Source organism: Cytobacillus depressus, assembly GCF_008923245.1.
Classification (GTDB): Bacteria; Bacillota; Bacilli; order Bacillales; family Cytobacillaceae; genus Cytobacillus; species Cytobacillus depressus.
The window spans coordinates 57214-71475 of sequence record NZ_WBOS01000017.1 but is presented as its reverse complement, the minus strand read 5'-3'; the positions used below and the strand labels follow the sequence as shown (position 1 = coordinate 71475).

General features: G+C 37.0%; 10 protein-coding genes. 9 read left to right on the top strand and 1 reads right to left on the bottom strand.

The genetic code is table 11. The annotated features are described in order from the left end of the window. Positions 1 to 89: 89 nt before the first annotated feature. The gene (locus F7731_RS21700; RefSeq protein WP_151536890.1) at positions 90 to 773 is read left to right on the top strand and encodes an ABC transporter ATP-binding protein; all 684 of its coding nucleotides are present in this window, start codon (positions 90 to 92) and stop codon (positions 771 to 773) included. Next, on the top strand, positions 770 to 3373 hold the full coding sequence (locus tag F7731_RS21695) for an ABC transporter permease (RefSeq protein WP_151536889.1): 2604 nt from the start codon (positions 770 to 772) through the stop codon (positions 3371 to 3373). The genes F7731_RS21700 and F7731_RS21695 overlap by 4 nt, the downstream gene beginning before the upstream one ends. A gap of 193 nt (positions 3374 to 3566) precedes the next feature. Here F7731_RS21695 and F7731_RS21690 read toward each other — a convergent pair whose 3' ends face one another. After that, positions 3567 to 5054, bottom strand: coding sequence for a catalase (locus tag F7731_RS21690; RefSeq protein WP_151536888.1), 1488 nt, complete (start codon positions 5052 to 5054; stop codon positions 3567 to 3569). Between the two features lie 548 nt (positions 5055 to 5602). On the opposite strand from F7731_RS21690, the gene F7731_RS21685 reads away from it, so the two are divergent. The 7 genes from F7731_RS21685 (at position 5603) to F7731_RS21655 (ending at position 14092) form a co-directional block, all read left to right on the top strand. Beyond that, positions 5603 to 6790 carry a glycine C-acetyltransferase gene (locus F7731_RS21685; protein WP_151536887.1) on the top strand — a complete coding sequence of 396 codons (1188 nt, stop codon included), beginning with the start codon at positions 5603 to 5605 and terminating at the stop codon, positions 6788 to 6790. A 67-nt stretch (positions 6791 to 6857) separates the two neighbouring features. Further along, positions 6858 to 7796 (top strand): L-threonine 3-dehydrogenase, encoded by a 939-nt coding sequence (locus F7731_RS21680; protein WP_151536886.1) that lies wholly within the window; start codon positions 6858 to 6860, stop codon positions 7794 to 7796. A gap of 790 nt (positions 7797 to 8586) precedes the next feature. Continuing rightward, positions 8587 to 9318 carry a GntR family transcriptional regulator gene (locus tag F7731_RS21675; RefSeq protein ID WP_151536885.1) on the top strand — a complete coding sequence of 244 codons (732 nt, stop codon included), beginning with the start codon at positions 8587 to 8589 and terminating at the stop codon, positions 9316 to 9318. Between the two features lie 215 nt (positions 9319 to 9533). Beyond that, positions 9534 to 10841, top strand: a complete 1308-nt coding sequence (locus F7731_RS21670) for an aminotransferase class V-fold PLP-dependent enzyme (protein ID WP_151536884.1) — start codon at positions 9534 to 9536, stop codon at positions 10839 to 10841. 65 nt (positions 10842 to 10906) lie between these two features. Next, the gene (locus F7731_RS21665; RefSeq protein ID WP_151536883.1) at positions 10907 to 12121 is read left to right on the top strand and encodes a pyridoxal phosphate-dependent aminotransferase; all 1215 of its coding nucleotides are present in this window, start codon (positions 10907 to 10909) and stop codon (positions 12119 to 12121) included. Further along, positions 12118 to 12555, top strand: a complete 438-nt coding sequence (locus F7731_RS21660) for a RidA family protein (RefSeq protein WP_151536882.1) — start codon at positions 12118 to 12120, stop codon at positions 12553 to 12555. The genes F7731_RS21665 and F7731_RS21660 overlap by 4 nt, the downstream gene beginning before the upstream one ends. 298 nt (positions 12556 to 12853) lie before the next feature. Beyond that, entirely contained in the window at positions 12854 to 14092 is a 1239-nt protein-coding gene (locus tag F7731_RS21655; protein ID WP_151536881.1) for a dicarboxylate/amino acid:cation symporter, read from the top strand. Positions 14093 to 14262 lie beyond the last annotated feature (170 nt).

Here is a 14262-nt window from a genome sequence, read left to right as displayed (position 1 = left end):
AAGTGACTAAATTGTCACTTTCCTAGTCACTAGAAAGTCATTTTAGACAGATACACTGTAATCATCAGCAAATTATGGAGGTTTTAAGGATGGAAATTTTAAAAATAGAACATCTGTCTAAAGTGTACGGAAAAGGTGAAACGGCGGTTAAAGCGCTTAATGATGTTTCTTTTTCAGTTAAAAAGGGTGAATTTGTCGCCATAATCGGCCCATCTGGATCGGGGAAATCGACACTGCTGCATATGCTTGGTGGCGTAGACAAACCTACAAGTGGAAAGGTTTTCGTTGATAACACAGACATTTATAGTCTTAATGAAACACAGTTGGCTATTTTTCGCCGACGACAAATTGGTCTTATTTATCAGTTTTACAACCTTATTCCGGTTCTGACGGTTGAAGAAAATATTACGCTCCCATCCTTACTTGATGAACATAAGGTGGACAAAGAGCAGCTTAATAAGCTTGTGAAAACATTAAATCTTGAAGATCGCTTACAACATCTCCCGAACCAACTTTCAGGTGGACAACAACAGCGAGTTTCGATTGGTCGAGCACTCATAAGTAACCCAGCTATTATGCTCGCAGATGAGCCAACTGGTAACCTCGATAGTAGAAATAGCCGTGAAATTATAGATTTGTTAAAAATGTTTAATAAAACATTCAATCAGACGCTAATCGTCATTACCCATGATGAACGGATTGCCTTACAAGCGGATAGAGTCATTGCAATCGAAGATGGAAGGATTGCCAAAGACGAGGTGAATCGTCTGTGAATATCGTTTATAAACTTACCTTAAGGCATTTAAAAGAAAATAAAAGGCGAACTCTTGTTACGATCCTTGGAGTCATTATTTCGGTTGCTATGATCACAGCCGTTACCACACTTGCTGTCTCCTTTTTAGACTTAATGAAAAGGCAAACAATAGCAAATGAAGGTGAATGGCATGTTCTTTATAAAGATTTGAATAAAGATCAGGTTGCAGCGATAAAGAATGATGAGGCAACGAAGAAACTTGTCATTTCTAGGGATCGCGGCTATGCCCTCTTAGAAGGCGGACGAAATGAAAGTAAGCCATATTTGTTTATTAAAGAATATAATCTTGAAGGTTTCAAACAATTTCCAATAGAATTGAGTAAAGGACGGCTCCCACAAGCCGCTAATGAAGTGGTTATTTCAGAACATATAGCGACGAATGCGCAAGTGGAATTTGGTATTGGCGATCAATTGACACTTGACGTGGGTGTAAGGTCATCAGATGAAGATGATGATACGTCATTAGATCAGAATGCCTCCATCGAGTTTGAAGATGGTAAAATTTCTGAGACATTAAAAAATACGAAAACAAGAAACTATACGATTGTAGGATTTATTAAACGTCCTACGTGGGAGCCGACATGGGCACCGGGCTATACGATTATTTCCTATTTGGATGAAAATATAATTGGAGCGAATGATCGTGTAAATGCAACAGTTATTTTAAAGAAAGTAAAAAAGTCATTATTCTCACATGCTGAAAATTTAGCAGACAAAAACGGAATAGCGACGATCAAGTATAATGATCAATTGCTTCGCTACTATGGAGTGACAAAAAATGAGGCTTTAAATAAAACGCTTAATTCTTTATCAGCCATAATAATGACAGTTATTATTATTGGTTCCGTCTCGTTAATTTATAATGCATTCGCAATTTCTGTTTCGGAGCGGTCTCGCCATTTAGGCATGCTTGCGAGTGTAGGTGCAACGAAAAGGCAAAAGCGGAACTCGGTGTTTTTTGAAGGAATGATCATTGGGCTCGTTAGTATTCCTTTAGGGATTATCTGTGGCCTAATTGGAATCGGCATTACTTTTTATTTTATTAATTCGATGATACAAGGTGCGCTAGGAGTGTCTGAAAAATTAATCGTGACTGTCACACCATTCTCCATTATCGTTGCTTGTGTGATTTCGATCTTAACGATTTTTATTTCAACGCTCCTACCAGCGATGAAGGCGTCCAAGATTTCAGCGATTGATGCGATCAGGCAAACAACTGAAATTAAACTCACTAGAAAAGCTGTGAAAACATCGAAGTTGATTCGAACATTATTCGGAATCGAAGCAGAAATTGGCTTAAAAAACTTAAAAAGAAATAAACGCAGGTACAAAGCAACGATATTTTCACTCGTGATTAGTATCGTGCTATTTTTAACCGTCTCCTTTTTTACCGCGAATTTAAAAAAATCACTCGAGCTTTCACAAGTAGGTGTGAATTTTGATATTGAAGTAGCGAATGGAAGCGAACATGTCTTAGATGATGAATTGATACACTCCATTGCTGACCTTAATGATGTAACAGAATACAGTGTTGTAAACGAGTTTTTTTTGAACACATGGGTTGAAGAAGCGTCAGTCGCTGCTGAATTGAAAAAATTGGGAATGTATAAGGCGAATCTAAAGGATGGAAAATATGATTACTATGTTCGCTTAAGTTCATTAAATGATGAGAGCTTGAAGGAATATGCGGTTGCTGTTGGTGCAGACTATGAAACGCTAAAAAACCCAAATCATCTTTCAGCGATTGTCATTGATACGATTCCTTATCAAGACATGGGCACAGGGAAGTTTGTTGAGACGAAAGCTTTAAATATAAAAAAAGGTAAAAGTCTTGATTTAGTTAATCGAGACTGGGAAAGAGAAAAAGAAAAAGAAAAAGATACGTATTTCAATAAAGTGGAAGTTGTTACATTGACAGATCAATTTCCTATGGGGATTATGCCAGCTGGAATAGGTGGATTAAATATCATCGTCTCAGAACAGGTTATGGACAATTTATTGGGTGAATCGGCTAAGAACGAAATAAATAGTTTTCTCTTCCTAAAAAGTACAGATCCAATGAAAACGCAGCAGGAAATTGAGGAAATGAAAGACTATAAGCTGTATGTTCATAATGTGTATCAATATCGCAAGCAAGAAGAGCAGATGATCACAATTATGTCAGTATTTACGTATGGTTTTATCGTATTAATTACGGCTATTTCGATAGCAAATATCTTCAACACAATCTCGACCTCCATTTCACTACGGAAACGAGAATTTGCCATGTTGAAATCTGTTGGCATGACGCCAAAGGGTTTTAATAAAATGATCAATTACGAAAGTATGTTTTATGGAATCCAGTCATTGCTCTTTGGCTTGCCGATTAGTGTTGTAGTGATGTATTTGATATACAAATCATTGATGCACAGCTTTAGATTCGGATTTGCATTTCCATGGCTTAGTATTCTGTATGTTATTGCTGCCGTATTTGTTATTGTGTCTTCTGCAATGCTCTACTCTAGTGCCAAAGTAAAAAAGGAAAATATTATTGATGCTTTAAAGCAGGAGAGTATATAATTTTTAAATCTTTTTTTATCAAATATCGAAATCCACATACAAAAGTAGGTGGTCGTTCAAGTAATAAAAAAGATGTCTACTCAAGTATTGATAAATGCTTGAGTAGACATCTTCTATTTTATAGTGGTCGTTGTACTTTATGTAGCTTCCTCATGTTGCAGGTTTTGGTGCAACGAATTCTCATTTAATAAAACTATCTTTCTTTCTTTCCCTCAATCCCAATTTCATTTAATGGAATGCCTATCGCATTAGCCACTCCTTCTCCATAAGCAGGATCCGCTTGATAGCAATGTTTGATATGGCGAATCTGAATATGTTTTTCAACTCCATTTATATTACGAGCCGTATTTTCAAACAATACTTGTTGTTGTTCTTTGCTCATTAGATTGAAAAGGCGACCAGGCTGCTCAAAATAGTTGTCATCATCTTCTCTGAAATCCCAAGACCCGGCATCCCCTTGGAGAGCAAGAAAAGGTTCTTTATACTTCGGCTGTTCTTTCCATTCTCCATAACTGTTTGGTTCATAGTGAAGGGAACTGCCTTTGTTGCCGTCCACTCTCATGGCTCCATCACGATGGTAGCTATGGAAAGGGCATTTTGGCTGGTTTACAGGAATTTGGTGGTGGTTAACACCTAAACGGTATCGCTGTGCATCTCCGTAAGAGAATAATCTGCCTTGTAACATTTTATCAGGTGAGAAAGCAATTCCAGGTACAACATTCGCTGGTGTAAAGGCAGCTTGTTCAACTTCAGCGAAATAGTTTTCTGGATTGCGATTAAGAACCCATTCTCCAACCTCAATAAGAGGGTAGTCTTTCTTATACCATACCTTTGTTAAATCAAATGGATTATCAGGATGTGTTCTTGCTTGTTCCTCTGTCATGACTTGAATATACATTTTCCATTTCGGGAAGTTTCCATTTTCGATATTTTCATATAGATCCCTTTGATGGCTTTCACGATCTTTTCCAACAAGTACTTCTGATTCTTCGTCAGTTAAATTTTCAATGCCTTGCTGTGAACGCATGTGGAATTTCACCCATACTCGTTCATTTTGATCATTAATCATACTAAATGTATGGCTGCCGAAGCCATGCATTGTACGGTAAGACTTCGGAATCCCGCGGTCACTCATAACGATCGTAATTTGATGTAAAGCTTCCGGAAGTGACGTCCAGAAATCCCAGTTATTATTCGCGCTGCGCATATTCGTACGAGGGTCGCGCTTAACAGCATGGTTCAAATCAGGGAATTGCATAGGGTCTCTAAAGAAGAAGACAGGCGTATTATTACCGACGAGATCCCAGTTACCTTCTTCCGTATAAAATCTCATCGCGAATCCACGAATATCACGCTCCGCATCGGCTGCTCCTCGTTCACCAGCAACAGTAGAGAAGCGAACGAACATCTCAGTTTGTTTCCCAACCTCAGAGAAAATCTTCGCTTTCGTATATTTAGAAATATCATGAGTAACTGTAAAAGTCCCATATGCACCTGATCCCTTGGCGTGCATACGTCTTTCTGGAATTACTTCTCTGTCAAAATGTGCGAGCTTTTCAATCAACCAAACATCTTGGAGAAGTACAGGGCCTCTAGGGCCTGCTGTCATTGAGTTCTGATTATCAGCAACAGGTGCGCCTGCTGCGGTCGTCAATTTCTTTTGATTATCATTGTTATTCACGAAAAATAACCTCCTCATGTGATAATAATTATTATTTAATAACTTAAAAATAATAATAACACTTACTAAAAGAAAATCAATCCTTATTTATAATTAATATAATTAGGTAACCGATATAAAAAGGTACTTTGTGTAATCTACTATTTCCAATTGACAGTAGTTGTCCTAAATATCGACACTACTATATATATTTTCGAACTTGGCTAAAAGAACCTTATTTTTATAAAAAAATGCTATGTAATTTTCTTCATATATTCTGCATGGATTTTCTTCATGTTTATTGTATTTGGGATAAAAGGGGGGAGTTTCGTTCATCATTTTCATGTAAAGGTAACTTATTGAAAATGGACATACTAAGCTAAATGAAATTTGAAAGTAAAAAAAACTGTCCTCGATGTATATACAAAATGAAATAATATGATAAAGTAATATATAAGAATCCTTTATATATCTAGCTTTAGAGGTTGATTAACTGTCTTTTTGGAAAAGACATTTGTTTTTGGCAAAGCGACAAATAGGAAATAATTATGGTATAGGGGGCTTTATTTATGAGTAAAACATTAGATGCATTTCTAAAAGAAAATTTAGAAGATTTAAAAGGGAAGGGTTTATATAATGTCATTGACCCGTTAGAAAGCCCGAATGGTCCAATGATCAAAATAAACGGCAGAGAGCTTATTAATTTATCTTCCAATAACTATTTAGGACTCGCTACTGATAATCGATTAAAGGAAGCGGCGAATACAGCTATTCAAACATATGGCGTTGGTGCTGGAGCGGTCCGAACGATTAACGGAACATTAGACATTCATGTAAAGCTTGAAGAAAAGCTTGCTGAATTTAAACATACAGAGGCTGCAATCGCCTATCAATCTGGCTTCAACTGTAATATGGCTGCAATTTCCGCTGTCATGGATAAAAATGATGCCATTCTTTCTGATGAATTGAACCACGCTTCAATTATTGACGGCTGCCGTTTATCGAAAGCGAAAATCATTCGCGTTAACCATTCCGATATGGAGGATTTACGAGCAAAAGCGAAAGAAGCAAAGGAATCAGGTCTTTACAACAAGATTATGGTCATTACTGACGGTGTTTTCTCAATGGATGGGGATATTGCTAAGCTTCCTGAAATTGTCGAAATTGCGGAGGAGTTCGATTTAATTACATATGTGGATGATGCGCACGGCTCAGGTGTTTTAGGTGACGGCGCCGGAACGGTCAAGCATTTCGGACTTTCTGATAAAATTGATTTCCAAATTGGCACACTTTCAAAAGCCATCGGTGTTGTTGGCGGATATGTAGCCGGTAAACAAGAGTTAATTGACTGGCTAAAGGTACGCAGCCGCCCATTCTTATTCTCCACATCGCTAACTCCAGCAGATGTGGCTGCAAGTATTAAGGCTATTGAAATCTTAATGGAAAGCACTGAATTGAATAAGCAGCTTTGGGAAAATGGAAATTACTTAAAGGCTGGTTTAGAAAAAATTGGATTTGATATTGGTGAAAGTGAAACACCAATTACCCCATGTATCATAGGGGACGAAGTCAAAACTCAAGAATTCAGCAAAAGGCTAAATGAAGAAGGCGTGTATGCAAAGTCTATTGTGTTCCCAACCGTTCCAAAGGGGACAGGACGGGTAAGAAATATGCCGTCTGCAGCACATACGAAAGAAATGCTAGACAAAGCCATTGCGATTTATGAAAAAGTCGGAAAAGAAATGGGCATTATCTAATTTAATAAGTTGAAATTGTGAATAGAGACTACTCGTATTTTTCACAGAGGGAAGGTTTGGAGAATAAATGAAAAAGATTTTTATTACTGGTGCATTAGGACAAATCGGTTCAGAGCTCACGGTAAAGCTTCGAAATATTTATGGAGCAGACAATGTCATTGCTACGGATATTAGAAAAAATGATTCTGAAGCTGCTCTTTCAGGTCCATTTGAAGTTGTCGATGTTACAGATACGAAAACAATGATTGAAATGGCAAAGAAATATCAAGCTGATACCATTATCCATATGGCTGCTTTACTTTCCGCAACGGCTGAAAAAAATCCAGTATTTGCATGGAATTTAAATATGGGTGGTCTCATGAACGCTCTTGAAGCAGCACGTGAATTAAATTGTAAGTTTTTCACGCCAAGTTCAATCGGAGCATTTGGACCAACAACACCGAAGGACAATACTCCGCAGGACACGATTCAGCGTCCAACGACTATGTATGGAGTAAATAAAGTTGCTGGTGAATTACTTGCAGATTATTACAATTATAAATTCGGCGTAGATACAAGAGGCTTAAGATTCCCAGGATTAATCTCTTACGTAACACCTCCTGGTGGCGGCACGACAGATTATGCTGTGGAAATTTACTATGAAGCCATCAAAAACAAGCGCTATACTTCTTATATTGATAAAGGAACGTATATGGATATGATGTATATGCCTGATGCATTAAATGCCATTGTCGATTTAATGGAGGCAGATCCATCAAAACTGAAGCATCGTAATTCCTTTAACGTCACAGCGATGAGCTTTGACCCAGAAGAAATTGCTGCTGAAATTCGTAAACATATTCCTGAATTTGAAATGAGCTATTCTGTTGATCCAGCTCGTCAGCAAATTGCCGACAGCTGGCCGAATTCAATCGATGCAACGGCTGCAAAGGAAGAATGGGGCTTTAAGGCAGAATATGATCTTGCGAAAATGACGAAGGATATGTTGGAAAAGTTAAGTAAATAAAGGGAAAGGGACTGTCCGATAAGTCCTTAAAATAAAGGAAGTGGAGAAAAGCTAAATGCTATTTCTCCACTTCCTTTTGTATTTTATTGACTTTTTCTGCGTTTTCATTATTTCGAAAAGTAACGTCATTAGTTTAAGTTTTTAATAAAAGAAATTAAAGTACTGTTCAGCCTATAAAATAATTAAATTATCAATAATCTCCAATGCTATATTTCATAGCCGCTTATATAGCATTGTTGATACTATTTACATACACGTTTACGCTGTGGAACCGGATGAAATCCAAATACAAGAGATTACCAACGCCGCATCCGAAAGAAGGGTAAAAATTCATAAACTAATTTTGAAATTCCTCTATTGACAACCATTAGTGGTCTAATTGTATTATTAATGTAAGCGTTTTCGCGGGAAACCTACAGTCTAACAGTAAACCTAAATAGAGAATAGTCATATTAACTTGTAATACTAAGTATATTTATTATTACTAACTTCGGAATGCTTAGTTTCCGAAAAAGGCATAAGAAATGATTACATCACTTAATTATCTAGACATCTAATAGAGGATCAGGTACATGTAACTGAGCTTGCAATATGGTCCAATTTTGAGAAGACTTCTGCAAACTTTGTTTGAGGAAATCAATTTAGTGCCCCATAAATAATTGGAAAATACACTAAATTGTTATAGTTCATCTATTTCAAGAGGAGTAACATCTTCAAATTCCATGTAGCTAAAATTAACTATTACTTTACAACGGATTGTCTTGTTCAAAAAAGGAAGGGAATAATTCCAATGGATAAATTAATTAATAAAATGCCTATATATAAAGTTATCTATAACACTATAGCAGAGAAAATCCATAATTCTATATATAAAGTTGGAGATGCTCTACCCTCGGAAAGTGAATTGGAAAAAATGTTTCAGGCAAGTCGTACCCCTGTTAGACAAGCATTAAATAAACTTGAATCCGATGGATTAATTTATCGTTCGCAGGGAAGAGGATCGTTTGTAGCAAATTTCAAACCAATTGGTCATTGGACGACAATGACAGGTTTTAAACATAAGTATATGAAAGATTGGAAAAAAATCTCGGCAAGAACAATTGAGGTTACTAAAACAGTATCTCCTTATTATGCCAGTGTTCTTGAAATTAACAGCCAGGAAGAAATGATTCATCTTAAACGGATTCGTATGGATAACGGTGAACCTGTTATTTATTTGGAACATTATTTACCCCCTCATTTATCAATCGAAATGTTCCAAAAAGATCCAACTTTTATCTCTATTGATCAGTTATTTAAAGATGAAAAAGATATTGAGTTTACTACTATAAATGAGGAATTAGAAGCCATATTAGCAGACACTTATTTAGCAAAACATTTACAAATCAATGAAGGGTACCCGATTTTAAAAAGTACAAGAATTTCTTTTGATCATCAATCTAATCCAATTGATGTAACAGTCATTTATCTTAGATCAGAAAAATGGAAATATGCCATTGAATTTAACAAAGTGATGCAATGAAAAAGCAAAGTAGCTATTATTACTCCTCTAAGTCAGTTTAATGGGGAACCACTAAAACGAGATAAAAAAGGGGGTGAAATATGGTTTAGACCAGTAGTTGTTCTATTAGGTATTCATTTATTTTGATGTTAGTGGAATGAAAAGAAGAGAAACGATGATATTTTTTTATTTTATTTATTCATAGAAGCCAAAAATAATAATCTATTGGGGGTTTTATGAAAGTGGTTAAACTGACGAATGAAACGTTATTTAGTAATGAACTACTAGCGGAAATTAGAGAGAAATTTGCTTTTATTGATGTGGATCCTCTTAAACAAAAGAAGCGATTGTTTTTTGATAATGCTGGAGGATCCTTTAAATTAAAGAGTGCAAATAAAAAATTTACACAGTTTGATATGATTCCTGATCATCCTCAACGCGACCATGAAGCAGCCAGATATTTATCTGAGATTGAGCAAAAGGGGATAGACGATACACGAATCATATTTAATGCAAAAAAGGGCAGTATCGCAACCTACCTTACTGCTTCTAAGGCCATTTTTGAAATTACTGGTGTGATTGCTGAAAATATTGAGGGAACAAACATTGTTACTACTGAATTAGAGCATCCATCTGCTTTTGATGCGGCAAAGTTATATGCAAATAAGTTGGAAAAGGAATTTCGGGTGGCTAAGACAAATCCTGTAACTGGGGGAGTTGATGTTGAAGAAATAACAAAGCTTATTGACAATGAAACTTGTCTTTTGAGTGTGATTTACGCATCAAATATATCAGGTGCTATTTTAGACATCGAGACTATTGTAAAAGAAGCAAGAAAGATAAAGCCGGATCTATATATTATTGTAGATGCTGTACAGCATGCTCCACACGGTATAATTGATATAGAAAAAACTCCTGTGGATGCAATGAACTTTGCGCCATACAAATTCTTCGGAGTAAGAGGTTGTGGCATTGCTTACCTTTCCGAAAGAGCTGCCAATCTCCCGCATCATCGTCTATTTGGAAAGGCTGACGGTGATTTACAACTTGGCAGTCCGATACCGGGTCATTTTGCCTCAATAAGCGAGATTGTAGAATATGTGTGCTGGATAGGAAGTGAATTTTCAGATGCACATGATAAAAGAAGTTTATATGTAGAAGGAATGACTAGGATAGCTCTACATGAAAGATCACTTCTAGAAATAATGCTTAACGGAACAAATAAAATTAGAGGGTTGAGAAATATTTCAGGGGTGACTGTCCATCTTGATTATAAAGATTTGTCCAAAAGGGATTTCATAGTTGCTATAAGTATAGAAGGTCTAGGTTATAAAGAAGCTGTCAGTCAGTATGGAAATGAAAATGTTATAGTGTATGATCGTGTAGCTACAAGCATTTATTCTAAAAGAATGCTAGAGTCATTTGGAATGACCGGTTCAATAAGGGTATCGCCTTTACATTGTAATAGTGTGGAAGAGATAGAAGAATTTTTAGAAATAACACAGAAAATCGTTGAAAGAAATGCAACTGTTTTTCGTTCTTAATAATTATAATTTGCTTAATATTCCGTATATAAAAATTGAAATAAAAGAGAAGAGAGGGATTAATAATGAATTCAATAGAAGAAAAATTTTTAAAACTTGGTGCTGAATATGCACCCGGACAAGAAGTACGACAGAACACAGATGAAATTAAACTGCGTGGCGAGAAGATTTCTGGTACACCGGTTGACTTTTCGCATGGTGATGTTGATGCTTTTGAGCCAATTCCAGGTACATTAGATGACTTCATCGAAGGTGTCCATATCGGTGGAAAGCAAGCCTATACCGAGTATCGAGGAAGTATAATGATCCGGGAAAATTTAGCCGAAAAGCTTTCAAAATTTACGGGTACAACGATTAACGCAGACCAGAATGTTATTATTACTCCAGGAACACAAGGGGCACTGTTCCTTGCAATGGGATCTACTATTGCTAGAGGCGACAAGGTAGCAATTGTTGTGCCAGACTATTTTGCCAATCGAAAATTAGTTGAATTCTTTGAAGGTGAAGTCGTTCCCATTCAGATGGACTATTTCAAAACAGACACATGCGCAGGTTTGGATTTAACTCAGCTGGAGGGCGCTTTTAAAGCCGGTGTCAAACTCTTTTTGTTCTCTAATCCGAATAATCCTACAGGTGTCATCTATTCACCGGATGAAATCCGCGAGATTGCGGATTTAGCACAGCAGTACGGTGCAACAGTCATCGCTGATGAACTATACTCCCGCCAGATTTTTGAGGGACGGCCTTATACACACCTATGTGCGCAGAAAAATATTAATCCCGAAAATGTAATAACCATCATGGGACCATCAAAAACAGAGTCGTTAAGTGGGTACAGGCTTGGTGTAGCATTCGGATCAGCTAAAATTATTGACCGTATGGAGAAACTGCAGGCTATTGTATCTCTTCGTGCAGGTGGCTATAGCCAGGCCGTATTGAAATCTTGGTTTGCTGAGCCGGAAGGATGGATGACCCGACGAATTGCCCAGCACCAAGCAATTCGTGATGATTTGCTTGCGAAGCTGAGCGCTGCTGGGGGATTTAGAGCGAGAGCCACAGAGGCAGGCAGCTATCTCTTTCCGAAAATTCTTGAATTTGGGGTACCAATAAATGAATTCGTTAAGATTCTTCGCCTCCAGGCCGATGTTATTGTAACCCCTGGTACAGAGTTTGGCCCACAGTTCGCTGATAGCTTCCGCATCAACTTTTCGCAAGATCATATAGCGGCAGTTTCTGCCATTGACCGTGTCATTAAAGTTGTGGAGCAGTATCGAAAATGAGTACGTATGGAGCAAAAACTAATCCAATTCCGCAGGGGAAATATGTTCCAGCATCACGGTTTGGAAGTCTTGTCTATACAGCTGGGATGACACCTAGGAACAATGGAGAACTGATTCAAATCGGAAAAGTCAGTGTCGAGCAGTCGGTTTCCACCTATAAAGCAGCAGTTAGGCAAGCGGTGGCCAATGCACTTACTGCAGTTAAGAATATACTTACGGATCAAGAACGGGTGGAGCAGATACTTGCGCTCACCGTTTACATTAATGCGGAAGAGACATTCAAAGCGCATTCCAGTCTAGCAGACTTTGCTTCTGAATACCTATACGAAGAATTGGGGAATGCAGGTATAGGGAGCCGGGCCGCGATAGGTGTTGCGTCATTGCCAGGTGATGCACCGGTTGAAATTCAATTGATTGCAGCCGTTTCTACATGAGGATATTAAAGAAATACAGGATACTCTATGAAATCGAGTTTTCAATGAAGGAAGATAGTTAAATAGTTAAATGTAATATAACAATTAAAGGCGCTCAAGTTTGAGCGCTTAGAACACATAATTGATATTGGCTACTTCTCCCCGGTTAAATAAAAACGCTGTCACAAAACGAAGAAAATAAACTGAATATTTCGAAATTATTTACGCAACACTTGTGATTTTAAAAATTGAGAAAATACAACTATGTTCCATTCTCCAAGATTAGAAAAAATATTCTAAATTACTAGGAGGATTTATAATGAAATGGTGGTTTAAGAGACAATTATATACCCAGATTGCTGTATGCACGATAATAGGAATAATACTAGGGTTAATATTAGGTCCTAAATCAGTAGTTTTAGAACCAATTGGCTATATTTTTATTAGTTTACTTAAGATGTTAATTGTACCGCTAACCATTTGTTGCCTCATTTCTGGGATCACAAAGATGGAAGATATCCGTTCATTGCGTTCAGTGGGAAGCAAAATTGGTGTTTATTTTATCGTTACAGGTATTATAGCTACTGCAATAGGAATCGCAATCGCAAAAATTATAAATCCGGGAAAAGGCACTGTCGGACTTTTGAAAACGGGAGAAACAGTGGATGCTGTGGAATTTAGTTTTCTTAATCAAATTGTAGGCTGGTTTCCAACTAACATCGTTCAAGCGATGGCTGAAACGAACATGCTTCAAATCATTATTGCCTCTATATTTATAGGAATTGGGTTATTATCTTTGGGCGACAAAGCTAAAGGTTTAAATAAGTTAGTTAATGAAGGTGCGGATTTGATGATAAAGATCACAGAATTTGTCATGTATATTGCACCATATGGTATTTTAGCTTTGGTAGCCAATATGACTGGAACATTAGGAAGTAAGATGCTTGCAGAAGTAGGCCGATTCATTGTAGCAGATTATATAGCTCTCCTCATCATATTATTTATTGTTTATCCACTGTTTATTAAATTAATGGGGCGCAAAAATCCACTCACTTTTTATAGGAACATATCACCAGCGATGTTAGTAGCTGCGAGCACTACTTCAAGTAATGCAACATTACCAGTATCCATGAGAGTAGCAGATAAAAATTTAGGAATTCCGGAAAAAATTTATGGTTTTACACTTCCGCTCGGCGCAACAGTTAACATGGATGGAATGGCTGCAGCTCTAGGTGTAATATCCGTTTTTGCAGCTAACTTATATGGTATCCCCATTACATTCGGCTTGATTCTCCAGTTTGTATTTCTTGGTTTAGTACTTTCAATTGGTGCAGCGGGTGTAAAAGGAGCGGGTGTTGTAATGTCTACAGTATTATTATCAACACTGGGGTTTCCACTTACATTGGTCCCAATATTAGCCGGAATATGGCCAATCATTGATATTGGCCATACGACAACAAATATTGTTGGTGATTTAACTGGAACGACAGTTGTCGCATCTCGATTAGAAATGATGGACGAAGAAATATTTAATCAGGTTGAGTCAAAGGTTTCCTAATTTCCCATTTAAGTCTGAACCTACTAAATTTAAATCGAAACTTAAATTAATAAACTTTTGCTTAGGATTGTCAAGCGTGAAGGAGCATGCTCTATACCAGGAGAATCACTTGTTTTTCTTAATTCTCAAAATAAATATCAAGGAAACTTTTCCCCTGAAGGTATGAATTA